Origin of the sequence: Streptomyces sp. NPDC046909, from assembly GCF_040644695.1 — a bacterium.
Lineage (GTDB): Bacteria > Actinomycetota > Actinomycetes > Streptomycetales > Streptomycetaceae > Streptomyces.
Map to the genome: position 1 here is coordinate 227,298 of NZ_JBEYXC010000015.1, position 22,625 is coordinate 249,922.

19 protein-coding genes and 2 pseudogenes are annotated in these 22,625 nt (G+C 70.2%); 11 read left to right on the plus strand and 10 right to left on the minus strand.

What is annotated here, in order from left to right:
- Nucleotides 1–101 precede the first annotated feature (101 nt).
- Complete coding sequence (locus ABZ928_RS39270; protein WP_361529735.1) at nucleotides 102–1,007, minus strand: helix-turn-helix transcriptional regulator; 906 nt, start codon at nucleotides 1,005–1,007, stop codon at nucleotides 102–104.
- Between the two features lie 157 nt (nucleotides 1,008–1,164).
- On the opposite strand from ABZ928_RS39270, the gene ABZ928_RS39275 reads away from it, so the two are divergent.
- Genes ABZ928_RS39275 through ABZ928_RS39285 form a run of 3 tightly spaced genes read left to right on the plus strand, consistent with a single transcriptional unit; the run spans nucleotide 1,165 to nucleotide 3,187 of the window.
- On the plus strand, nucleotides 1,165–1,971 hold the full coding sequence (locus tag ABZ928_RS39275; protein ID WP_361529738.1) for an SDR family oxidoreductase: 807 nt from the start codon (nucleotides 1,165–1,167) through the stop codon (nucleotides 1,969–1,971).
- 45 nt (nucleotides 1,972–2,016) lie between these two features.
- Entirely contained in the window at nucleotides 2,017–2,928 is a 912-nt protein-coding gene (locus ABZ928_RS39280) for an SDR family oxidoreductase (protein WP_361529741.1), read from the plus strand.
- A 28-nt stretch (nucleotides 2,929–2,956) separates the two neighbouring features.
- Nucleotides 2,957–3,187, plus strand: coding sequence for a tautomerase family protein (locus ABZ928_RS39285; protein ID WP_361529744.1), 231 nt, complete (start codon nucleotides 2,957–2,959; stop codon nucleotides 3,185–3,187).
- A 159-nt stretch (nucleotides 3,188–3,346) separates the two neighbouring features.
- On the opposite strand, the gene ABZ928_RS39290 is transcribed toward ABZ928_RS39285, so the two are convergent.
- Nucleotides 3,347–4,192 (minus strand): helix-turn-helix transcriptional regulator, encoded by an 846-nt coding sequence (locus tag ABZ928_RS39290; protein ID WP_361529747.1) that lies wholly within the window; start codon nucleotides 4,190–4,192, stop codon nucleotides 3,347–3,349.
- A 213-nt stretch (nucleotides 4,193–4,405) separates the two neighbouring features.
- On the opposite strand from ABZ928_RS39290, the gene ABZ928_RS39295 reads away from it, so the two are divergent.
- Nucleotides 4,406–5,374 (plus strand): SDR family oxidoreductase, encoded by a 969-nt coding sequence (locus tag ABZ928_RS39295; protein ID WP_361529750.1) that lies wholly within the window; start codon nucleotides 4,406–4,408, stop codon nucleotides 5,372–5,374.
- 164 nt (nucleotides 5,375–5,538) lie between these two features.
- On the opposite strand, the gene ABZ928_RS39300 is transcribed toward ABZ928_RS39295, so the two are convergent.
- Nucleotides 5,539–5,937, minus strand: coding sequence for a DUF4440 domain-containing protein (locus ABZ928_RS39300; protein ID WP_361529753.1), 399 nt, complete (start codon nucleotides 5,935–5,937; stop codon nucleotides 5,539–5,541).
- A gap of 288 nt (nucleotides 5,938–6,225) precedes the next feature.
- On the opposite strand from ABZ928_RS39300, the gene ABZ928_RS39305 reads away from it, so the two are divergent.
- Entirely contained in the window at nucleotides 6,226–9,156 is a 2,931-nt protein-coding gene (locus ABZ928_RS39305; protein ID WP_361529756.1) for an AAA family ATPase, read from the plus strand.
- A gap of 26 nt (nucleotides 9,157–9,182) precedes the next feature.
- Here the strand turns inward: ABZ928_RS39305 and ABZ928_RS39310 are convergent, their stop codons facing one another.
- Both ABZ928_RS39310 and ABZ928_RS39315 read right to left on the minus strand, forming a co-directional pair.
- A complete protein-coding gene (locus ABZ928_RS39310) occupies nucleotides 9,183–10,037 on the minus strand; it encodes a hypothetical protein (protein WP_361529759.1) in 855 nt (284 codons plus the stop codon).
- Between the two features lie 106 nt (nucleotides 10,038–10,143).
- Complete coding sequence (locus ABZ928_RS39315) at nucleotides 10,144–11,064, minus strand: hypothetical protein (protein WP_361529762.1); 921 nt, start codon at nucleotides 11,062–11,064, stop codon at nucleotides 10,144–10,146.
- Between the two features lie 138 nt (nucleotides 11,065–11,202).
- Here ABZ928_RS39315 and ABZ928_RS39320 point away from each other — a divergent pair, with 138 nt between their 5' ends.
- The 4 genes from ABZ928_RS39320 (at nucleotide 11,203) to ABZ928_RS39335 (ending at nucleotide 15,907) form a co-directional block, all read left to right on the plus strand.
- Nucleotides 11,203–12,438: a histidine kinase gene (locus ABZ928_RS39320; RefSeq protein ID WP_361529765.1), complete on the plus strand. Its 1,236-nt coding sequence runs from the start codon at nucleotides 11,203–11,205 to the stop codon at nucleotides 12,436–12,438.
- A 12-nt stretch (nucleotides 12,439–12,450) separates the two neighbouring features.
- Nucleotides 12,451–13,125 (plus strand): response regulator transcription factor, encoded by a 675-nt coding sequence (locus tag ABZ928_RS39325; protein WP_361529768.1) that lies wholly within the window; start codon nucleotides 12,451–12,453, stop codon nucleotides 13,123–13,125.
- A gap of 170 nt (nucleotides 13,126–13,295) precedes the next feature.
- On the plus strand, nucleotides 13,296–14,693 hold the full coding sequence (locus ABZ928_RS39330) for an MFS transporter (protein ID WP_361529771.1): 1,398 nt from the start codon (nucleotides 13,296–13,298) through the stop codon (nucleotides 14,691–14,693).
- Nucleotides 14,690–15,907 (plus strand): FAD-dependent monooxygenase, encoded by a 1,218-nt coding sequence (locus tag ABZ928_RS39335; RefSeq protein WP_361529774.1) that lies wholly within the window; start codon nucleotides 14,690–14,692, stop codon nucleotides 15,905–15,907. The genes ABZ928_RS39330 and ABZ928_RS39335 overlap by 4 nt, the downstream gene beginning before the upstream one ends.
- A gap of 37 nt (nucleotides 15,908–15,944) precedes the next feature.
- Here ABZ928_RS39335 and ABZ928_RS39340 read toward each other — a convergent pair.
- The 3 genes and pseudogenes from ABZ928_RS39340 to ABZ928_RS39350 form a co-directional block, all read right to left on the minus strand.
- A pseudogene (locus tag ABZ928_RS39340) lies at nucleotides 15,945–16,271 on the minus strand (ATP-binding protein); the annotation flags it as partial.
- 576 nt (nucleotides 16,272–16,847) lie between these two features.
- Nucleotides 16,848–18,386: an MFS transporter gene (locus ABZ928_RS39345; protein WP_361529777.1), complete on the minus strand. Its 1,539-nt coding sequence runs from the start codon at nucleotides 18,384–18,386 to the stop codon at nucleotides 16,848–16,850.
- Nucleotides 18,387–18,460: 74 nt separating this feature from the next.
- Nucleotides 18,461–19,399, minus strand: a complete 939-nt coding sequence (locus tag ABZ928_RS39350) for an MBL fold metallo-hydrolase (protein WP_361529780.1) — start codon at nucleotides 19,397–19,399, stop codon at nucleotides 18,461–18,463.
- 104 nt (nucleotides 19,400–19,503) lie between these two features.
- Here ABZ928_RS39350 and ABZ928_RS39355 point away from each other — a divergent pair, with 104 nt between their 5' ends.
- Together ABZ928_RS39355 and ABZ928_RS39360 are read left to right on the plus strand one after the other, a co-directional pair.
- Nucleotides 19,504–20,442: an AraC family transcriptional regulator gene (locus tag ABZ928_RS39355; RefSeq protein WP_361529783.1), complete on the plus strand. Its 939-nt coding sequence runs from the start codon at nucleotides 19,504–19,506 to the stop codon at nucleotides 20,440–20,442.
- Nucleotides 20,443–20,782: 340 nt separating this feature from the next.
- A pseudogene (locus tag ABZ928_RS39360) lies at nucleotides 20,783–21,121 on the plus strand (FCD domain-containing protein); the annotation flags it as partial.
- Between the two features lie 135 nt (nucleotides 21,122–21,256).
- Here the strand turns inward: ABZ928_RS39360 and ABZ928_RS39365 are convergent.
- Both ABZ928_RS39365 and ABZ928_RS39370 read right to left on the minus strand, forming a co-directional pair.
- Nucleotides 21,257–21,946 carry a GAF and ANTAR domain-containing protein gene (locus ABZ928_RS39365; RefSeq protein WP_361529786.1) on the minus strand — a complete coding sequence of 230 codons (690 nt, stop codon included), beginning with the start codon at nucleotides 21,944–21,946 and terminating at the stop codon, nucleotides 21,257–21,259.
- 95 nt (nucleotides 21,947–22,041) lie between these two features.
- Nucleotides 22,042–22,611 carry a TetR/AcrR family transcriptional regulator gene (locus ABZ928_RS39370; protein ID WP_361529879.1) on the minus strand — a complete coding sequence of 190 codons (570 nt, stop codon included), beginning with the start codon at nucleotides 22,609–22,611 and terminating at the stop codon, nucleotides 22,042–22,044.
- Nucleotides 22,612–22,625: the final 14 nt, after the last annotated feature.

The following is a 22,625-nucleotide window of genomic DNA, read 5'->3' on the forward strand; positions in this document are numbered from 1 at the left end:
TGCAGCAAAGATCGATGCATTCCTTCGGTAGTTGAACGAATCAGGTGGGCAACCGACCCTGCCTTGATCGGGGCACCACCCGGTGCCCTGAGAGGTGCGGGTCAGCGCTGCCCTCCTGGTTCCGCCGCGCTCAACCCCTCGGGTGCCGCGCCCTCGGTGACGCTCAGGTCCTGGGTTCCTATGACGGACAGCAGTTCCAGCTGCTCGGCTCCCCGGCTTCCGGGCGGCGCGGTGAACCACAGGAGCCGTTGGCGTCCGTCCTCACTGAGCAGGTTGTAGCAGTCGAGTTCGATGACGCCGAGCGTGGGGTGGACGATCTTCTTGTGGTCTTTGCGGCGCACCGCGACGTCGTGGGTGTCCCAAGGGGCCGCGAACTCCGGGCTGCGGCGGCGCAGTACGGCGACCATCCTGGTGATCTCCGCATCCCGGCCGCGGCGGGCGGTCGCTGCCTGGAGGTCGGCCACGAACACCCGGGAGTGGTGCGGGTGATCCTCGGACGGGTACCTCTCGCGCGCCTGGGGATCGGTGAACCAGCGGTACACGAAGCTCGCCGTCGGGCCGCGGTGCGCTGGGGACCTGCCGAGCAGGTTACGGGCCAGGTCGTTCTCTACGAGGGTCTCGTGCAGGTCGGTGATGACGCGCGCGGGGGTGTTGGACAGACGGTCCAACAGTCCGAGAAGCGCGGGCTGCACATGTGCCGACGGGCCGTGTGCCGCCGGGGGGATCGGCCGTTCGGCCAGGTGGAACAGGTGGTCGCGCTCGTCGTCGTTCAGGCGCAGGGCGCGGGCGAGGGCGGCCAGGGTCTGGGCCGAGGGCTGCACGCCGTTCTTCGCGCTGCCGCGTTCCAGCTCGGTGTAGTAGTCGGCTGACAGCCCTGCCAGCTGGGCGACTTCCTCGCGGCGCAGCCCGGGGACGCGCCGGCGCGGGCCTTGGGGGAGACCGACCTCGGCGGGGCGGATGCGGTCGCGGCGGGTCCTGAGGAAGGCGCCGAGTTCTGGAAGGTTCACCCGTTCATGGTCGCTCGCGGGCCGAGCCGTAGCCAGGGGGTGGCATCCCCTGGGTAAACGCAGCCCTGGCCAGGGGTGGGGAACCGGCCGACCGTTGAGGCGCAGCAGGGCGACGACGAGATCGCGGCCCGACCCGCACTCACCCCAGGAGTCAGTCATGCCTCTCCCCACTTTCACTTCCACTTCTGCTTCCACTTCCCTGGACGGGCTCGCCGACCCCGCCCAGCCCTCCGACTCACCGCGTGTCGCGATCGTCACCGGCGGCTCGCGCGGCATCGGTCGCCAGGCCGTCGGCCGGCTGGCCGCCGACGGGTACGACGTCGTGGTCGGCTATGCCGGCAACCAGGACGAGGCCGAAGCAGCCGTGAAGGAGGCCGTCGCCGCCGGCGTCCGGGCGATCGCGGTACGCGCCGACGTCGCCGACGAGCACGCCGTCGAGGCACTGTTCGACGCGGCCGAGGCGGAGTTCGGTGGTGTCGACGCCGTCGTGCACGCGGCCGGGCGGGCACACATGGCGCCGATCGCCGAGCTGGACCTGGCCGTCCTGGACGACCTGCACCGCACCAACATTCGCGGCACGTTCGTCGTCGTCCAGCAGGCGGCCCGCCGGGTGCGCCGCGGCGGTGCGATCGTGACGTTCTCCACGTCCGTGGTGGGGCTGGCCTTCCCGAACTACGGCGCGTACTCCGCGAGCAAGGGCGCGGTCGAGGCGCTGACGCTGATCCTGGCCCGGGAGTTGCGGGGCCGGGACGTCACCGCCAACGCCGTCGCGCCCGGCCCCACGGCCACCGACCTGTTCCTGGACGGCAAGGACGAGGAGACCATCGCCCGGCTCGCCGCCCAGCCCCCGCTGGAGCGACTCGGCACCCCGGCCGACATCGCCGACGTCGTCGCGTTCCTGGCCTCCCCGGCCGGCCACTGGATCAACGGCCAGGTCGTCCGCGCCAACGGCGGAATCATCTGAAACCGCTCGCGGCCACCCCATCGATCAAGAAAGCAGGGCCCTGTCATGAGGAACGACGACACCGGAGAGACCATCCTGGTCACCGGGGCCTCCAGCGGCATCGGGGCGCTGTCCGTGCGTGCTCTCGCCCTCGCCGGTCACACCGTGTACGCGGGCATCCGCCAGACGGCGACCCGCAACGCGGCCGCGGTGGCCGACCTGACGTGCTACGGCACCGACCACCAGGTCGACGTACAGGCCGTCGAGCTGGACGTCACCTCCCAGGACTCCGCCGACGCCGCGGTCGACCGGATCCTCACCGAGCGCGGCCGACTCGACGTGGTCGTGCACAACGCCGGACACATGGTCCTGGGCGCCGCCGAGGCGTTCACCACCGAGCAACTCGCGGATCTGTACGACGTGAACGTCCTGGGCACGCAGCGCGTCAACCGCGCCGCCCTGCCGACGTTGCGTGAGCAGGGCTCGGGGCTGCTGGTGTGGATCGGCAGCTCCAGCACCCGCGGTGGCTGCCCCCCGTTCCTGGCCCCGTACTTCGCGGCCAAGGCCGCGATGGACGCGCTGGCCGTCAGCTACGCCGCCGAGGTCCTCCCGTTCGGCATCGACACCGCGATCGTCGTGCCCGGCGCGTTCACCACCGGCACCCACCACTTCGCCAACGCCGGCACCCCAGCGGACCGTGCTCGCGCCGAAGCCTACGACCAGCGTCACCGACCCGTATCGGACGACCTGGGCAAGCGCCTGGCCGCACTCATCCCTCCGGACGCCGATGTGACCGAGGTCGCCGACGCCGTCGTGCGCTTGGTCGCGATGCCGCACGGCACCCGGCCACTGCGCACCCACGTGGACCCCAGCCGCGACGGCAGCGAAGTCGTCTCCGCGGTCGCCGACCGCGTCCGCGCCGACTTCTTCCGCCGCATCGGACTGGACAGCCTGCTCACCGCAGGCAGCTGCCTGTAACGCCCCCTGAGAGAAGGAACAACCAGCCATGCCTTTCGCGAACTTCAAGGTCCCCGAGAAGACCCTCACCCCGAAGCAGAAGGAGGAGATCGTCACCCGCACCACCGAGCTGTACGTCGAGATCTACGGCGAGCGCGCCCGCGCCAACACCATGGTGCTGGTCGAAGAGGTCGCCGACGGCGGCTGGGGCATCTCCGGCAACGTGTTGACCCTCGCCATGCTCGGCGAGGCGACACCGACCGACACCAGCGAGGCCTGACCGTACCGGCCGTCATCCGGCCGGCACACAGCATCTTGAAGCCGAGGGCCGCCGGTCACACCCGGCGGCCCTCGGCTGGGCCCAGCCGGGCTGCGCGACGTCTTGATGAGGCTGGTGCCTGGTCTGACCTCGTTCCCCAGTACCAACTCATGCGGAGTGTCACGCCCGGAAAATCTGTTGATCCCCGATAACGGAGAGAAGCCGAAGTTTCTCGTAGCTTTCACTGCCGGGGACGGCCGTGTAGACCAGAAGCATGTGTGACTGATCGGGGTCGAGAAGTGCCTGGCAACTGAGTTCGAGAGCGCCGATATCCGGGTGTACGTATCGCTTGGTGTCGTTGTATTGGATACCGACTTCGTGTTCGTTCCAGACGGCGCGGAATTCCTCGCTGCCGGCCATCAGCAGTTGCTGGAGGTGAGCGGCCGGCGATTCGGGTCCGCGGAGCGTGACCAGCCGGCGCAGCCCGGAGGCGAAGACGCGGGAGTGCAGGGCGTGGTCGTCGGGGTGGTAGAGGGCGCGGGTGGCCGGGTCGGTGAACCATCGGTAGCCGATGCTGCGGGCCGGTCCCGTGTAGCGGGTGAGATCGCCGGAGAGGGCGACGGCCAGCGGGGTCTGCCGGAGTGTCTCGCCGAGCTCGGTGATGATTTCGGCGGGGGTGTCGGTGAGCCGGTCGAAGATGCGCAGCAGGCCGGGACCGATGTGTTCGCTGGTGGTGCCTCTGGTGGGTGGGTTGTGCCCGGCGAGGCGGAACAAGTGGTCGCGTTCGTCGAGGGACAGGTGCAGGCCCTGCGCGATCGAGGCGATCATCTGCTCGGACGGGCGCGGTCCGCGCTCCCGCTCCAGCCGGCTGTAGTAGTCGGCGGAGATGTGGCAGATCGCGGCAACCTCCTCCCGGCGCAGACCGGCCGTCCTGCGCCGCTGGCCGCGCGGAAGGCCGACGTCCTCGGGCTGAAGTGACTCCCGGCGGCGACGCAGGAATTCGGCGAGCCCGCCTCGATCGATCACGGCCGTTTCCTCCCTGAGTGCCAGTGCTCTTTCGTTCTACCACCAGTGCCGAAACGGAGCCTGGGATTGTCGATCCCCCCTTCGGCGGCCCCCTTCGGCGGCCCTCCTCGGTCGGGCCAGCCTCGGATTGACAGGCCGTGGATACCCGCGCGGATCAGGTGCAGCTTTGAACCGAATTCCCGTAGGAATCGATGTGAGAAGCGAGGAAGACCCATGGCACGTACACGACCGGACATCACCGTTCCCGACCTCTCCGGGAAGCTTGCCGTCGTCACCGGAGCCAGCGACGGCGTCGGACTGGTACTGGCCACCCGGCTGGCCGCCGCCGGTGCCGAGGTCGTCCTGCCCGTCCGCAACCGCCGCAAGGGTGAGGCGGCGATCGCGAAGGTCAAGCGGCAGCACCCGCAGGCGGTCCTGTCGTTGCGAGACCTCGACCTGTCGTCGCTGAGCTCGGTCGCCGCGCTGGGCGCCGCACTCGTCGCCGAGAACCGTCCGATCCACTTCCTGGTCAACAACGCCGGCGTGATGACGCCACCGGACCGGCAGACCACCGCGGACGGCTTCGAACTTCAGCTCGGCAGCAACCATCTCGGTCACTTCGCCCTGGTCCGCCACCTGCTGCCGCTGCTGCGCGCAGGCCGCGCGCGGGTGACCTGCCAGCTCAGCGTCGCCGCCAACGAGGGCTCCATCAACTGGGACGACCTGAACTGGGACCAGTCCTACAACGGCCGCCGCGCGTACAGCCAGTCCAAGATCGCGTTCGGCCTCTTCGCCCTCGAACTGGACCTCCGCAGCCGGACCGCGGACTGGGGCATCACCAGCAACATCTCCCACCCCGGCATCGCACCGACCAGCCTGCTGGCCGCCCGCCCCGAGGTCGGCCGGGCAAGGGACACCGGAGCCGTACGCGTGATCCGCGCGCTGTCCCGCCACGGCATCCTCGGCACGGTGGAAAGCGCGGCACTGCCCGCCCTCTACGCCGCCACCTCCCCGGACGCACACGGCGGCCGGTTCTACGGGCCCAGCGGCTTCCAGCACCTCTCCGGCCCGCCCGCCGAACAGCCCCTCTACTCCCGGCTCCGCAGCCAGGAAGAGGCCCGGCGCGTCTGGCAGATCTCCGAGGACCTCACCCGCACCACCTTCCCGGCGCTGTCCGGCGCCGATCCCAGGGGCGGCAGGTGAGTGAGGTGGTACCAGCCCAGGCGGGAGGACCGAGCTGTCTCGCTCTTCCCCGAGTTCGTACGCGATCCCATGACCGTCGGCGCCGTACTGCCCAGCGGAGCGGCGCCGACGGAGGCGGCCGCGGCAGCGGTGCCGGTCGAAGTCCCGCCGGCGCTCGACCCTCTTCAGGGCCGGTCGTACCAAGCGAACGCGGCGATCCGCCAGCCGTCCGAGGTGCGGACGAACTGGATGGTCTTGGTCCCGCCACCCTCGTACAGCTCACCGTCCAAGATCCCGGACTTGCGATACTCGCCGAACCGCGACGCGATGTCACCCGCGATCTCGGTCCGTTCGGAGATCTCCCACTCGGAGAACTCGACGAGCCGACCGTCAGTCAACAGCCGCTGGCGAGGCTCGATGAACTCGTCCACGGTATAGACCGTGAACTCCGGGCCGGACTTGACGATCACACCGCTGGGAAGAACCAGCCGGCGGATCCGGGCCACATCGGCAGCCTTGCCGCCCCGGTTGTCAAAGGCGCCGAAGAACTCGGCCGTAACCGCGTCGATCTCGGTCTTGGACATGGCGCGACGGTAACACCGAAGGGGCTCAGACAGTACGCCGCCGCCGAGCCCCCAGCCTGGGCGGCCTCACCCTCGACGACGGCCGGCTCAGCCCAACGGGAACGTTCGGCGCGAACGCGCCAGGCATCCTCGCCGGGACCGCGATGTGTGACATCCGTCCGTTCCGGGGCGGAGATTCGGCGGTTATGTCGATCAACAGGTGAGAATGATATGTGAGGGGAATGTCAAGAAACGGGGGCAACTGTGGCGGCGGGCGGGGTGGTTGGGGACGCCGGGGACAGAGCCCCGTTGCTGAGCCGGTCTGCTGAACTGGCCCGGTTCGACGAACTGCTCGACCGTGCCGCCCGCGACGCCCGTGCCACGGCGAAGGGCGAGGGACACCGTGGCCCTGGCCGATCCCAGCTCGTCGACATCACCGGGGCGGCAGGCATCGGCAAGAGCAGGCTGCTCGGCGAGGTCTGCGCGCGGGCGCGCCGACGCGGACTGACCGTACTGCGCGGCAGGGCCACCGAGTACGAGCGGGAGGTGCCGTTCCAGGTCTTCACCGACGCGCTCGCCGACCTCGACCCGCACGCCCTGGACGGCTTCCGGGAGACCGACGCGGTGTTACCCCTGCTCCAGCGGAGCGCCGCCCAACAAGGCGACGCGGCCGACCGTTTCGGACTGCACCGTTCCACCGCAGCCCTGCTCGCGCGGCTCGCCGCCCGGTCCGGGTTGCTGCTGGCCCTCGACGACCTGCACTGGGCGGACTCCGCGTCTCTGGAACTGCTGGATCATCTCGTACGCCATGCCGTGCACGCCCCTGTCGTCCTGGCCGTGACGCGCCGGGACCGCCAGAGCCCCGAGTCGCTCGCGGCCAGGCTCACCCGGGGAGTCGACGACGGCACCGTCGTCAGACTCGGACTGGGGCCGCTGAGCGCCCGCGACTGCGCCGAACTGGCCGGCCCCGGCCTGTCAGCCGCCGACACCGCCGCACTGCATGCCGCGAGCGAGGGCAACCCGCTGTACTTCCTGACCCTTCTGCAGGCTCACCGTGGCGGTACGACGCCCGAGTCCTCGTCGCCACCGGAGCTCGGCGCCCTGCTGCTGGAGGAACTCACCGCGCTCACCCCCTCCCAGCGCGGCATCATCGAGGCCGTCGCGGTGCTGGGCGAGCACGCCACCCCGGCGATGCTGGGCCGGGTGACCGGCCGCTCCGGCACCGCTTTCACCGACGACGTCCACGCCCTCACCCACCGCGATCTGCTGCGCTCCGACCCGCAGGGCCTGCTGACGCTGCGGCATCCGGTCGTCCGCACGCTCGTCCACGAGCGCACACCCTTCCTGAGACGCGTCGACATCCACCGGCTCGCCGCCGAGGAGCTGGCCCTCGCCGGTGTCTCCGCCGCCGAGCGGGCCCACCATGTGGAGCGGTCGCTGACCGGGTGGGAGCCGGCGGCGGTGGCCGTGCTGGAGGAGGCCGCCGCACGGACGGCCCGCACGGCCCCGGCGAGTTGCGCCCACTGGCTCGACGTGGCGCTGCGCCATCTTCCGCACACGGGCGAACACGCCTCCCGGCGACGCGAGTTGACGCTGCGGCGGGCCCGCGCACTGGCAGCGTGCGGGGGGCTGCGCGAGAGCCGCGACCTGCTCCAGGAGCTCATAGCCACCCCGTCCCGGTCGTCCGGTGGCCGCCCCATCGGAGAGGGCCAGGACCTCAGGGTGCGCGCGGTCGTCCTGTGCGCGCTCGTGGAGCGTCACCTGGGGCGCTCCACAGAGGCCGTCGCGCTGCTGCGCCGCGAGCTGGCCCGCGGCCCCGCACCGGCCGACGTCGTCCGGCTCGGCCTGGAACTCGGCTCGGCCGCGCCCCAGGGCAGTGGCATCTCGTACCCCCAGGTCCGAGCCGAGGTCGAGGCGGCTCTCGCGGCGGCCCGGTCGATGGGGGACGAGGCCGGTGAGGCGGGCGTCCTCGCGGTCGCAGCCCTGGGGGAGGCGTACGAGGGGAACATGGCCGCGGCACACGAGCTCGCCCAGCAGGCCGCCGCCCTGGTCGACTCGCTGCCCGACAACGACCTCACCGCCCTGTGCGAACCGCTCGCCAGGCTCGGCTGGGCAGAGGCATTCCTGGAGCACTACCCGGACGCGGAGCGGCACGCCGAGCGAGGCCTCGACATCGCCCGCCGCAGCGGCCAGCTCTACGTCATGCCGCATCTGCTGCTGTGTCTGTCCCATGTCCGGGTGCAGACCTCCCGGGTCACCTCGGCGGTGGAACTCGCCGACCAGGCCGAGGACATCGCCCGCGGCATCGGCAGCGACCAGCTGCTCACGTTCGCGCTCGCGAGCAAGGCCTCGGCACTCGTCGCCGCGTCTCCGCCCGGCGATCCGCGTCCCCTCGCCGTCGCCGAGGAGGCGGTGGCCGCGGCCGGTACCGGGGTGAACTGGTGGGCCTCCACCGCCTGGTGCATCTTCGGCTGGGCGGCACTCATGGCCGGCGATCCGGTCGGCGCCAGGGACGCCCTGCTCCAGGCGGGCGGCCCCGAACTGCACCAGATCCAGCCCTCGATGCGGCCGCTGTACCTGGAGATCCTGGTCACGTCCGCCCTGGTCACGGGGCGGCCTGAGGAGGCCGGTGAGTGGGCCGAACAGGCCCGTAAGGAGGCGGAACAGCTGGGGCTGCCGATGCAGCGGGCCTCCGCGCTGCGCAGCGCCGCCCATCTGCCGCTGGCGCAGGGGGACCCGGCAGCGGCGGCGGACCTGTTCGCCCAGGCCGCGGTGGAGAGCGCCCGCTGCGGTGCGGTCTTCTGGGAGGCACTCTCCCTGCTGCTCGGCGCCCCGCTGGAGGCGGCGGCGGGCCGCGGCCGTGACGGCACGTTCGCCTGGCTGAGGGGCCGGCGGCTCGCCGAGGCGGGCGGCAGCGGCATGCTGGTGAGCCTCGCCGACGCCAGCCGCCCGCCCGACGGCGGATCCGAGGCGGGGTACGGCTCCCCGGACCGTGCCGAACTCGCCGAACGGCTGGCCACCTTGACGGCCCGGGAGCTGGAGATAGCCGAGCTGGTGGCCCAGGGCCTCACCAGCCAGGCCATCGCCGACCGGCTCTACGTCAGCCGGCGTACCGTCGACACGCATGTCTCCCGGGCCTTCCGCAAGACCGGGGTCTCCTCCCGCACCGCCCTGGCCGCGTTGATGGCCCGCCGCCGCATCGGGAGCCGCTTCGTGGACGCCAGGCCGGATCACGGCTGATCCGGCCTGGCGCAGGCACTACCCGCCTACTTGACGTCGATGAAGTCGCCCGTGGCCGTCGCGGAGCCGGTGGTGGTGCCCGCGAAGGCGAACCGGTAATAACCGTCGGAGGTGGCCTTGACGGTGGTGCTCAGATTCCCCGTCGAGTTCGTCTTGACGGTCTTCACGGTGGTGTAGGTGCTGCTGCCCTTCTTGCGGAACTGCAGCTTGACCGGCTGGGTCGAGTAGCCCGCGTACTTGCCCGTCGTCCAGTTGGCGCGGCTCAGCTTGCCGGTGACGGTGATGGTCTTGCCCTTCTTCACCGGCTCAGGGGAGGCGTTGGCGGTGAGTTTCGCGGCCCGCTTGATGTGGGTCCTGGTGACGTCGTCGTCGTAACTGGCGTTGGCGTACAGGTCGTAGGCGCCGAGGAAGAGCTTCCAGGTACCTGCGGTGCCGTTGTCGTCCTTGAACGCGGTCGCGGGGTCGATGGTGAAGACCGTCTTGCAGCTGTAGTTCCAGCCGTCCTCGGCCGGTGACTCCGTGCAGACGGGGTCGTCGTCCGACTGGAGCCCGCCGGTGATGGTGTCCGTGCTCGAACTGTCGGTGCCCTGCCACAGGAACGCCTGGGTGAGGGCGACGCCTTCCTTGTCGAAGGCGGAGAACGTGACGGGAACGGCCTTCTTGCCCGTCACTCCGAGGACGATGTCCTTGCCGCCGTTGACGACGCCGTCCGAGAAGGTGGTGCCGCCCAGCGCGTCCTGCGGCTCGAAGCCTGCGGAGGCGAAGGCTCCGAGAGGCGTCGTCGCCCCCGGGTGCTGTGCCGCCTGTGCGGCGCCCGGGAGGGCGAGCGCCGAGACGACGACGGTGCTGGTGAGGACGGTGGCCGTGGTGCGTATGCGCATGCAGTTTCCCGTGGTGAGTTCGGTGTCTTGGTGGACTGCCGTTGTGGCAGGGCTTGTTGATGTACGTGAAGAGGCCGGTGCGCGTTCGGATCCCTGCGGCGGCAGGTCAGGGTGTGGGGGAGCGGAGGATGTCCTCAAGGTCCCAGCTGTAGCTGGGCGACGGGTTGAAGCCCGGCGGGTACAGGCCCGTCGGCTCGGCGCTCGGCGGGGGTACATCGGCCGGGTCCGCGGTGGGGCGGCCGTCCGGGCTGCACACCTGCGGTGCCGAGGGTTCGGAGAGTTCGTAGTCGGCGACCCGCTTCGAGCGGAATTCGACTGTTTCGTTTCCCCAGGCGTCCTGGGTGCCGCCGACCTCTACCTCCTTGGGCAGCTCCTTGCTCTTGAGGGGCTTGCCCACGGTGATCGTGAGGAGGGCGCCCACGCAGGGGCTGCGGTCGTCCGCATAGAGGGACTTGGGGACGGCGATGTTCCGCTCGCTACCGGCGTCCGCACGCACCTCGACGCGCTTCACACGGCGGATGTCGAAGTAGTAGTCGGGCCTCGACCCGTCCGAGAGCGACTCGCCGTTGTCGCCGTCCGCGACGCCGTACACCAGCTTCCAGAACTCGACCTGCACGGTGATCTTGTGGCAGAGCGGTCCGAGGTATCCCGGGATGCTGGAGAACTCCAGATCGCCCGAACCCGAGTTCTGCCGGGGAGTGTCGACGTCGAGCCTCACCCAGTCCACGGACTCCGCCGTCGTCCACCCCTTGTTGTCGTGGCAGCCGGAGGCTCCGGTCGGATACGGGGGAGTCGGGGAGGGGGTCGGCGACTCGGTGACCTCCGTCGCGCTCGGGGTCGGATCCCCGTAAGCGGAGGTGTCGTCGCCGCCCGAGCACCCCGCGGTGAACAGAACAGCCAGGGCGAGCCCCGCGACGACAGGCAGAGCGGAACGATTCGTCCCGTTCGACCGCTTGCCGGACAGAGCCCCGCACCGCAAGAGCCCGACACTCTTCGGCAGCTGCGCTCTCACACCCGGTGTCGTCATGAACACAAGGAAATGGCATGGATGCCGGGAACACGTCGGTAGGAGTACGTATTCCATGTACGTAGGGGCCGCCGTGGCTGAGAAGCCGTCACCCCGCCCAGATCCGGACGCCGTTGACCCGCACATAGGCTGGTGCGCATGACGTCAGTGGAGGAAGCCCGCCCGCGCGCACTGCTCGCGGAGGCCTCCCGACGATGGGTGCGGCTGCTGCCCTGGGCCGTGGCGTGCGTGCTCTGCGTCGCCCTGCTGCCGACGACCGTCGTGGTCCTCAGCGCCGACTACGGTCTCGACGGCGCCGTTTCCGGCGGGTTGGCCGTCGCACAGGCCGCGCCGCTGCTGCTCGCTGTCGTACGGCCGCTGCGGGCCTGGTATGTGGTCTTCGTCGCGGATGTCACCGGGGCGCTCGCCCTGCTCACCGTCGACTTCCAGGAACGGCTGCTGTGGCCGTTCCCGCCCATGGAGATCGTCGGGTACGTCGGCCTCTGTGTCGCCCTGGGCCTGCGCGAGCGGCGCCGGACGCTGCTGCTGGTGTGGCTGGCCACGGCCACCGCGAACGTGGCCCTGGGGTTCGTCGCCCCCCATGGCTTCGGCGCCAGGGGCTTGCTGTTCACCATCCTCGGCGGTGTCGCGCTGCTGCTGGGCGGTGCGCTGCACGAGCGGTCCGAGGTGCGGCGCAGACTGGTCGAGCAGGAGACGATCAGCGAGGCCGAACGTGGCCGGCGGACACTGCTGGAGGAACGCGCCCGCATAGCCCGCGAGTTGCACGACGTGGTGGCACACCACATGTCCGTCATCACGGTCCAGGCGGACACCGCGGAGTACCGCCTCGACCGGCTGCCGCCGGATGTGCGCGGGGAATTCACGTCCATCGCGGCGACCGCCCGCGAGTCGCTCGGTGAAATGCGCCGCCTCCTCGGCGTGTTGCGCAACGAGGAGGCGGCGTACGGCGAGCTCGCCCCCCAGCCGGGCCTGGCGCAGATCGGCCAGCTGGTGGAAGCGACGGCGAGGGCCCACGGGCCGGTGGAGTTCACCCCATGCGACATCGAGGTGCCCGACGCGGTCGGCCTGTCCGCGTACCGGATCGTCCAGGAGGCCCTCTCGAACGTCGTCCGGCACGCGCCGGGTGCCCGCGCACAGGTGTCGCTGTCGGTGACCGAGCCCGATGAGCAGGACGGTGCCCGGCTCCACGTCGTGGTCGTCAACGGCCCGCCGCCCCAGCCCCTCGACCAGCCCCTTGAGGCGGATGGCACCGGGCACGGCCTCGTCGGCATGCGCGAGCGGGTACGGCTCCTCGGCGGCAGCCTCGACACGGGGCCGCTGCCGGACGGCGGCTTCCGGGTCGCCGCTCGACTTCCCCTGAACTCCCTTGACTGAAAAGGACTTCACGTGACGACGCGCGTCATCATCGTCGACGACCAGGCCATGGTGCGGGCCGGGTTTGCCGCCCTGCTGGCCGCCCAGAGCGACATCGACGTGGTGGGCGAGGCACCCGACGGCGCGCAGGGCGTCCAGCTGAGCCGGCGTACCCACCCGGACGTCGTGCTGATGGACGTACGGATGCCCGAGATGGACGGGCTGGAGGCCGCGCGTCGCCTCCTGGAGTCGGCACCCGGTGTGCCCCACCGGCCGCGCGTGTTGATGCTCACCACCTTCGACGTCGACGACTACGTCTACGAGGCGCTCCGGGCGGGCGCGAGCGGCTTCCTGCTCAAGGACGCGCCGCCGGCCGACCTCATCGCAGCGGTCCGCGTCGTGGCCGCGGGCGACGCGCTGCTCGCCCCGTCCGTGACACGCCGCCTCATCGCGGACTTCGCCCAGCAGCGTCCCGCCGTCCGACGCAAGCCCGCCCTGCGGCTGAACGGCCTGACGGAACGTGAGACCGAGGTCCTCACGCTGGTGGCCCGCGGCCAGTCGAACAGGGAGATCGCGCAGACGCTGGTGCTGGCTGAGCAGACGGTGAAGACGCACGTCAGCCGCGTCCTGACCAAACTCGACCTGCGTGACCGCGCCCAGGCCGTGGTCTTCGCCTACGAATCGGGGCTGGTCGCTCCCGGCGAGTAGAACCGCCCCCGCCCCTCCTCCACCCCCTACCGCGGTAGCACCCGCACCTTGGCTCCCCGGTATGACGCCCGGCGCCCAACTGTCCCCGCACTCTTCTCCCGCCCAGACAAATGCGCGGGAGAGGGAGACAGCACATGAGGCCACGCAAGGCCATCGCAGACAGTACGCCCATGACCACAACCCTGGCGCCCCCAATCCCCATCGGGATGGCCGCTGTCGGATCCCTCGGCCTGCTCGCGCTGTCCGCCGGCGCTCTGGAGTCGGTGGTGTCACCGACGATCCCGCTCCTGGAACGCGAACTGGACATGAGCCAGTCCCAAGGGGCCCTGCTCAGCATCGTGCTCCTCATCACCGGCGCGCTGATCACGCCCTTGGCGGGCAGGTTCGGCGACCGCTACGGCGGGAAGCGGGTGCTGATCCGGCTGATGGCGGTCGTCGCGGTCGGCGGCACGGTGTCCGCCCTGGCCCCGAACCTGCCGGTGCTGCTGCTCGGGCAGGTGCTGCAAGGGGCGATGGTGGGCGCGCTTCCCCTGTCGTTCATCGTCGTGCGCAAGAACCTGCCCCCGGGACGGTCGAAGGTCGCCATCGGGGTGGTCAGCGGACTGTTCGTCGGGGGAGGGATGGTCGGCATGCTGGCGGCCGGACCGGTGGCGGAAAAGCTGTCCCGGCACTGGATGTTCGCGCTGCCCACGATCGCGGTCATCGCGGCCACCCTGCTCGTGCACAGGCTCATGCCGTCCGATCCTCCGGGCACCTCGCACGACACAGGCATCGACTGGTCCGGCCTGCTGCTCCTGAGCGGGATGCTGGTCACCCTCATGCTCGTACTCGCGCTGGCGCCCGAAGCCGGCTCGCAGCCACTCGTGCTCGCCGCCCTGGTGACGCTCCTGGCGGTCTTCGTCGTCAGTTGGGTGTACGTCGAACGGCGTGCGGCCTCACCGATGATCGATCTGCACCTGCTGGCACGGCCGGCGATCTGGAAGGCGTGTGTGCTGACGTTCGTGATCTGCCTCGGCACCTCGATGGCGGTCTATCTCGTTCCGCAGCTGTTCGACGAGCGCGGCGAGGGATACGGATTCAACGCCGGCGCCACCGAGATCGGATTCTTTCTGCTGCCCGGCGCCGTCGCCGCGACGCTGGCCGGGCCGCTCGGCGGGATCGGGGACCGGCGTTTCGGCTCACGAACCGTGGTCGGCACCGGGGTCGTCATCATGACGGTCTCCCTGGTCGTCCTCGCGTCCGTGCACACCGAGGTCTGGCACCTCGTCGTCGGCAAGGCACTGATCGCCCTGGCCAACGGCCTGTGCGTCACCGCGCTGATGACCAGCACCGCCACGGCCGTCGACGCCGAGGACACCGGTATCGCCACCAGCCTGATCCTGGTGAGCCGCGTACTCGGCTACGCCGTGGGCGGGCAACTCGGCGGTGCCCTCCTCACCGCCGCCACCCCGTCCGGGTCGAACGTCGCGGCCGAATCGTCCTACGTCACCGGCTTCCTCATCGCCGGCGTCGTCACCTCGCTGGCCCTGTTCGTCACGCGCACCATGCCCAAAGGAGTCAACGCATGACCCGCACCGACCAACTGACGGACGGCCGTGGCAGGCCCAGGCGCACGGCCCTGATATCCGGGGCCAGCATCGCCGGACCCGCCCTCGCGTTCTGGCTGAACCGCTACGGCTATCACGTCACGGTCGTGGAGAAGGCGCCCACCCTGCGCGGGGGCGGCTATCCCATCGACGTACGCGGCACCGCACTCGAAGTCGTGCGAAGGATGGGAATCCTGCCGCAGTTGCGCGACGCGCACATCGACCTGCGTCGGCTGACCTTCCTCGACTCGGACGGCAGCGAGGTGACCTCCCTGCATCCGCATGCCGTCACCGGCGGCGTCACGGGACGGGACCTGGAGGTACGGCGAGGGGACCTGACCAACGCGCTGTACATGGCCGTCCGTGACGACGTGGAGTTCCTGTTCGACGACTCCATCGACACCCTCGACCAGAGCGACCACGGCGTCGACACCACCTTTCACAGCGGCGCCCGCCGTACGTTCGACATGGTGTTCGGAGCGGACGGCACGCACTCACGCACCCGGGAGCTGCTGTTCGGCCCCGTAGAGCAGTTCCACCACTACCTCAGCTACTGCTTCGCCGTGTTCACCATGCCCAACACCTTCGGCCTCACCCACGAGACGGTGATGTGGAACGCCCCGGGCAGAGCCGCGGCACTCTATGCGGTGGGGGACGACGAGGTGCACGCCTTCCTCACCTTCGCCCAACCCGAGCCCCCCATGGACGCGTTCCGCGCCCCCCAGGCCCAACGCGACCTGATCGCCAAGGTCTTCGCCGACGCGGGATGGAAGGTCCCGGCCATGCTGGACGCCCTGCGCAAGACGGAAGACCTGTTCTTCGACGGAGTCAGCCAGATCCGCATGCCCCGCTGGTCCAACGGCAGGGTCGCCCTGGTCGGCGACGCCGCCTACGCGCCCTCCTTCCTCACCGGACAGGGCACCAGCCTCGCCCTGGTCGGCGCATACATGCTCGCCGCCTGCCTCGCCGACCAGGACCACGGCGCGGGCTTCGCCTCCTACGAACGCGACACCCGCGAGTTCGTGACCCTGAACCAGGAGCTGGTCGGCGAGGGCGGCGCCACCCTCTTCCCCACCACCGCCCAGGCCCTGAAGCAGCGAAACGACAGGCTGCGCGGCCTCAGCACCATGCCCCCGGCAGAGGGCAAACCGGCACATGCGGCACTCTCTCTGCCCGAGCCCGTCGCCTTTCGATAGTTGGGCCGAGTCACCGGGGTTGTCGCGGTCCGGCGCGTCATTCCCCGGCCGGGACGGGAGCTCGGGGAAGGCACAGCTGGAAGCATGCTCCGAGGGTTCGGGGGGTGAGGGTGAGGGTGCCTCGGTGGCGGTGGGCCAGGTCGCGGGCGTCGTCGAGGCGGACGAAGCGTTCGAAGACGCGCTCGGCGTCCTCGGTGGGCACGCCGGGTCCGTCGTCGTGCACCGTGAGGACGACCTGGTCGTCCTGGGTCCGGACGGTGATCTGGATGCGGTGCGCGGCGTGGCGGACGGCGTTGTCGAGGAGGTTGCGCAGCAGCCGCTCGCATTCGTCGGGGTTGCCGCGTGTGTAGGCGGGCGCGGTACTGGCCGTGCTCGTCCCGTCGAGCCTTTGGCTGCGGCCACCTCAGAGCCGGAGCAATGACGCCACCGCCATCGCCGCCCTCGTACGCACGCAGGGCCGTCCCGGCGATGGGCTGCTCTATCTCCCCGGCAGGTACCGGATCTTGACCGCGGCGGGCCCCGAGGACACCCGCCTCCTGACGGACCTGGCCCTGGCCCAGGACCCCGTTTCATCGAACACGCCTGCATGCGTGGAGCTCCCGGTCCAGGACATTGCGGCCCGCATGCTGGAATTCGACCGGATCGTCGCGGTCCGCGACCCGGCGGGTGTGCACTCGCCGACCGACCCGCGGAGGTGGCGAAAACGAGCACCCTGCGGCGCCACTTCCGCGAGTTGGGAACAACCCATGCCAACGGGGCGCGAGTCACCGTCTATGTCCGAGACCACGGACCGTCTGCGGAGGCGGGCATGCCGACGCACAAGGTGACGCCCACTCTCAGGCCGATTAGTTGAACTGTTCAGCCGTGGCAGCCGGTTCGGGGGGCCGGCATGTCGCGGAACCTGTCACGAGAGGCAGGCTCGGTGAGGGGCTCCGGCCTCTCAGGACTGCTCAATTGTGGGAATGGGTGGGTTCGGCTCCAGGGGAGGGTCGCGCCGGGCACGGGCAGCGTCACCTTGGCTTGCTTGTGGAGGTGTCCGTTGGGGACTGCCAGGCTGTGGTTGCCGGAGGTGGCGACGGGGGTCGGCACGGGGCAGGAAGAGGGCCAGGAGCAGGCCGACTGCCATCGCGCCGGCCGCGATCAGGAAGGAGACGCGGAAACCCTGCATGGCCGGGACGGCGACGCCGTTCGCGTGATGCGCGGTGTCGGCGAGGACCGTGCCTATGACTGCGCTGGAGATCGAGGCGCCGATCGAACGCATCAGGGTGTTGAGGCCGCTGGCCGCGCCCGTCTGCGAGGGCGGTACCGAGCCGACGATGAGGGCGGGGAGGGAGGAGTAGGTGAGGCCGATGCCCGCGCCCAGGACCACCACGACGACGAGGCTCTGCCAGGGAGCGCTCAGCAGGCCGAGGCCGGCGCCGTAACCGATCGCGGTGATCGCCATGCCGAGGATCAGGGTGGCCTTGGGGCCGTGCCGCGCGGCCAGTCGGGTGTAGACGGGGGCCACGCACATCATGGTGAGGCCGAGCGGCGCCATGAGCAGGCCTGCGACCACCATGGACTGGCCGAGGCCGTAGCCGGTGGACCCGGGCAGCTGGAGCAGCTGGGGCAGGACCAGCGAGACGACCAGATAGGAGACGCCGGCCATGAGCGAGGCGAGGTTGGTGAAGAGCACCGCGGGGCGGACCGTGGTGCGCAGGTCCACCAGCGGTGCCTCACGTCGTAGCTCCATCACGGCCCACAGGACCAGCACGACAGCCGCCGCCGCGAACAGTACGAGGGTGGTGGCGGAGGTCCAGCCCCAGTCGCCGGCCTTGGTGATCGGCAGCAGGAAGAGGACGAGCCCGGCGGACAGCCCGGTCGCACCGAGCACGTCGAAGGTGCCCTGCGTGCGGGTCGGGGACCGGGGGACGACGAGAAGGGTGAGGGCGATGCAGAGGACGCCGAGGCCGGCGGCCCCGTAGAAGAGGACGTGCCAGTCGGTGTGCTGGGCGACCAGGGCCGCGGCGGGCAGGGCAAGGCTGCCGCCGACGCCCATGGAGGAGCTCATCAGGGCCATCGCCGAGCCGAGTCTCTCGCGGGGGAGTATGTCGCGCATCAGGCCGATGCCGAGAGGGATCGCGCTCATGGCGACGCCTTGCAGGGCCCGGCCGGCGGTCATGGTGAGCAGGTCGCTGGTGAGGGCGCTGACCAGCGCGCCGACGACCATCACCACGAGGCTGAGGATCAGCATGCGGCGCTTGCCGTAGAGGTCGCCGAGGCGGCCCATGACCGGCGTGGCGACGGCGCCGGAGAGCAGGGTCGAGGTGATGACCCACGTTGCGTTGCCCGGCTCGGTGCCCAGCAACTGCGGCAGGTCCTTGATCACCGGGACGAGCAGGGTCTGCATCACCGCGACCACGATGCCGACGAAGGCGAGCACCGGGACGAGGGCCCAACTCGCCGTGGACGTGGGCCGGTCGGTCGGCGTATGCGTCATGAGGAACAGCCTCCAGGCCGAGGACGGCGGGTCGGTGAGGGGTGAGGTCACGGCTCAGGGGGTGAGGTCACAGCTCACTCGAAGGCGGACGCACTCTGCTTCCTGCTGGTCGTCGCCCAGGGGCCCAGCGCGAACCTGTCACTGTCCCGTCGTACTTCCAGGGCCCCCGCGCCACCGAAGTGCGCGGGAACGAGCAACTCCCGTTCATCGGCCGCCCTCCCCAGAATCCGACGGCGACTTGCCACAGCCTGTTCCGGGTCCAGGCAAGCGGCGCTGTTGCAGCAGGGCTCAAGGATCTGCACCGGGCTGTGCAGCAGATCCCCGACGAAGACGGCCCGGTCGCCGCCGGATGCGAGTCGCAGTACGGATGAGCCGGGAGTGTGACCGGGTGCGGACTCCAGGGTGAGGTGTTCGTCGATTATGTGGTGGCCGTCCCACAGCACGGCCTGTCCGGCCTGGTGAATGGGCGCGATGCTGTCTTCGTAGATCAGGCGGTCGACCTCCTGCGCGCCGTTGCCGTACGCGTTGTCCGGACCGTAGTGGAAGTCGTCGGCGGCCGGGATGAGGTACTGGGCGTTGGGGAAGGCCGGTATCCACTGCCCGTCCGCCTCGACGGTGTTCCAGCCGACGTGGTCGACGTGGAGGTGGGTGTTGACGACGACGTCGACATCCTGCGGGCGGACACCCGCCCTCGCCAGGAGGCCGAGGAATTCACTGGGAGAGCGGTCGAACGGCCCCATGCCCGGCCGCTCGCGCCCGTTGCCCGCCCCGGTGTCGACCAGGACGGTCCGGCCCGCGCTGCGCAGCACCCAGCTCTGCAGAGCAAGTACCGCCAAGTCGCTGTCAGGCTCCCAGTGGTCCGGTGCCAGCCAGTCCTCGTTGTCCTTCCACACCTCGGCGGCGGCTCCCGGGAACATGCCGGAGGCCGGCAGGAACGGTTCGTGCCACTCGACAACCCGGATGATTTCGACGTCCCCCAGCACCATGCGCTGCACACTCTCGTTCTCGTTCATCACGTGATCGACGTTAAGGAAGGTCGAACGAGTGCCTCAATATGTATCCAGCTCAGGAAGATACGAGTCCGTCTCATCCCTCATACGGCAGATATCCTGCACGGATGGATGTGGTGAGCGATGCGATCTCTGCCGTGCACCTCGGGCACCCCTGGTCCCACCGCCTGCGGACAAGCGGGACTTGGTGCACGCGCCTGGACCCGTACGACGGCGCGGGCTTCTACATCGTCGTCAAGGGCCACTGCTGGCTGCTGACCGACGGCAGCGCCCCCACACCTCTCGGCGCGGGTGATGCGGTGCTGCTGCCCCATGGCACCGGCCATGTGATCGCCGATTCCCCCGTCGACGCGGCGGTCGCGCAGAAGAAGGCGGTGCCGTTCGAGCGATGGCTGGCCGAGACAGAGCCGTCAACCCGGTCCGACGGCTACGAGACAGAGATGCTCTGCGGCAAGTACTGGCTCGATTGCAGCCGCATGCACCCGCTCATGGCAGAGCTGCCCGAGGTCGTCCACCTTCCCAGCCGAGTAGGCAGCCACCTCGAACTCCGTGCCGCCATCGATCTGCTCTCCGGCGAGTTGGACGAGATGCGACCCGGCTCCTGCGTGGCCCTGCCGAGCCTGCTCGACCTCCTCCTCGTCTACATGATCCGCGCCTGGATGACCGAGGCCCCCAGCGGAGTCTGGCCCCGCGTACTGGGCGACCCGGTGACGGCCGCCGCCCTGCGGGCACTGCACTCGAACCCGGCCGCGCCGTGGAGCAACGATCGCCTGGCGGCGGAGGCGGGCGTCTCCCGGCCCACCCTGGCGCGCCGGTTCACCACCCTGGTCGGCCGCCCTCCGATGGCATACCTCACCTGGTGGCGCGTGATCCGCGCCGCCATCCTGCTCCGCGACACCCCGGACACCCTGGCCACCATCGCCGACCGCGTCGGCTACGGCAGCCCGTACGCCCTCTCCCACGCCTTCCAACGGGAGTTCGGCATCACACCGGGGCGGTATCGAGCGCAGGCCGCGGGACGATCCGCCCTCACCGCAAGTCCTTGACTGACGTCCACGGCGCCCGCCTCGCCAACGATGCCCACCTCGTCCACCACTGCCCGGCGCCCGCGGATTCACAATCCCCCCCCGAGGCGGCGGACCATTGAGCGCACCCACACCAGGAAGGCACTTTCGCGTTTCCGCCCCCAAGTCGGGCATGCCCAGGTGAAACGGCGAGGGCGGGCCCCGCAGCACCTCCTCCCGCCGTTGTGGTTCAGCTGCGCGTTGCGTGTAGTCGCCGCCGACGTTGTCGAAAGTGATCACGATGCCGTACTCGCCGGTCCGCGCCGGCGTGAAGGTCACCGAGACCGGCTGCCCACCGGAGTTGGATCCGATCGTGGACTCGATCGCGATGCAGCAGTGCCGGCACGGGTACACCCATGGCGAGGTCCACGTCTTCAACCAGGGCGACGACGACTTCCACGCGGCGGTGGCTGCCGCCTCGCACAACACGTTCCTCGGCAGCGCGGTGCGCGACGCCCGCCGGTTGCAGCGCCAGTCCAGTGCGATAGGGATTCACGACAGCTTCAATGAGGGAACAGCGGCGGCGGTGGAGGCGCACGAGGCGATCTACCGCGCCATCCGCGACGGCCACGCCGACGAGGCGGCCGAGGCGACGGCCGTCCACCTGGACCGGACCTTGGAGGACTACCGACGGGAGATCCAGCGCCGGCTGTTCGGCTGACCCACCCGCCCGGACGTACCGAAGGGTCCCCGCCGCAGCTGTCCGACCGCACGGCAGCCTCTGTTGCTCTGGCCGCACTGTGGTCTCGTCGCCCCCGCTCTGAAGCCAGTCCGCGCCTGTCACCAGGCGTCTCGGTCAGGACAGGGCGCCTCGTTCACAGACGCGGAGGGCGACGTCGCGGAGTTTGATGTTGTTGGCCTGGGAGTAGCGGCGCAGCACGCTGAACGCTTCTTCTTCGCTGAGGCGGTGGCTGCCCATGATGATGCCCATGGCCTCGCCGATGACGTGGCGGGTGGCGACGGCCTGTTCCATCTGGGCGTGGGTGCGGGCGGCGGAGAAGGCGACCGCGGCGTGGGAGGCGAGCAGCCAGCCGGCGGTCTCGCTGTCGGGGGTGAAGGCGCCGGGCTTGCGGGAGTAGAGGTTGAGTGCGCCGAGGTCCTCGTCGTCGGTGAACAGCAGGAAGCCCATCATGCTGCCCACTCCCAGGGCGTGGGCGCGGGGGGCGTAGGCGGGCCAGCGCCGGTGTTCGGTGGTGAGGTCGGCGATGCGCAGGACGTGGTCGCCCTGCGCGCTGCGGGCGGCGTCGAAGCAGGGTCCTTCGCCGGTCTGCTGCTGCAGGGTGTCGCTGTCGGTGACGAGGGGCTCGGTGGGGGCGAGGCTTTCCACGCGTGTGCCGTGCAGGATGAGGATGCCGGCCGCGTCGCAGCCCTCGACCAGTTCAGTGGCCGATGCGGTGATCCGTTCCAGCGTCGCGTTCACCGAGTCCTGTGCCAGCAGGTCGCGTGCCATCGCCGCCATCTGCTGTGCGAACCGTGCCCAGTCCACGTCCGTCCTCCGCTGCTCGTCCGGCCCGGACAAACCGTCTACCCAGCTTTTCACTCGACCTGCACCGTGCAAACGGGGAGCCGTGCCCAGGCCGGTCAACGCAGCAGAGGCAGGAAGATCGTGTCGACGATCTCTTCGAGGACCCGGTCGGGCGCGGGGGCGTAGGTCGTCAGGATCTCCTGGCGCAACAGGTCGAACGGCAAGGCCTTGATGCGGTCGGTGAGGCGCTCGGGCTTTGCCTCGCCGCGGGCGACGGCGCGGTCGAATATCGCGTCGACGGCCTGTTTGCGGCCGGTGTCGGCGGGGTCGAGCAGTTCGGCAGGGCTGGTCCCGGTCTCCAGGTGGTAGCTGGCCAGGTAGCCGCTCATCACGGTGACGAGCTGGACCCGCGTGGCGTTGATCTCCCGCATGAGGGTCAGTACGTCTTCGCGCAGGCTGCCGGTGTCCGGGACCTTGAGAACGTTCTTCCGCAAGACGTGGACCAGGGTGGCCCGGACGAGGTCGTCGCGGTCCGACCAGCGGCGGTAGAGGACCGGTGGGCTGGTGCCGGCGCGTTTGACGACGGCGTCCATGGTGAACCTGGCGTAGCCGCCGGCGATGAGTTCGTCCCAGGCCGCGTCGAGCAGCGCCTGCTCCAAGGCCGCTCCGCGGCGCCGCTCCGGCATCGTCATCGCCTCCA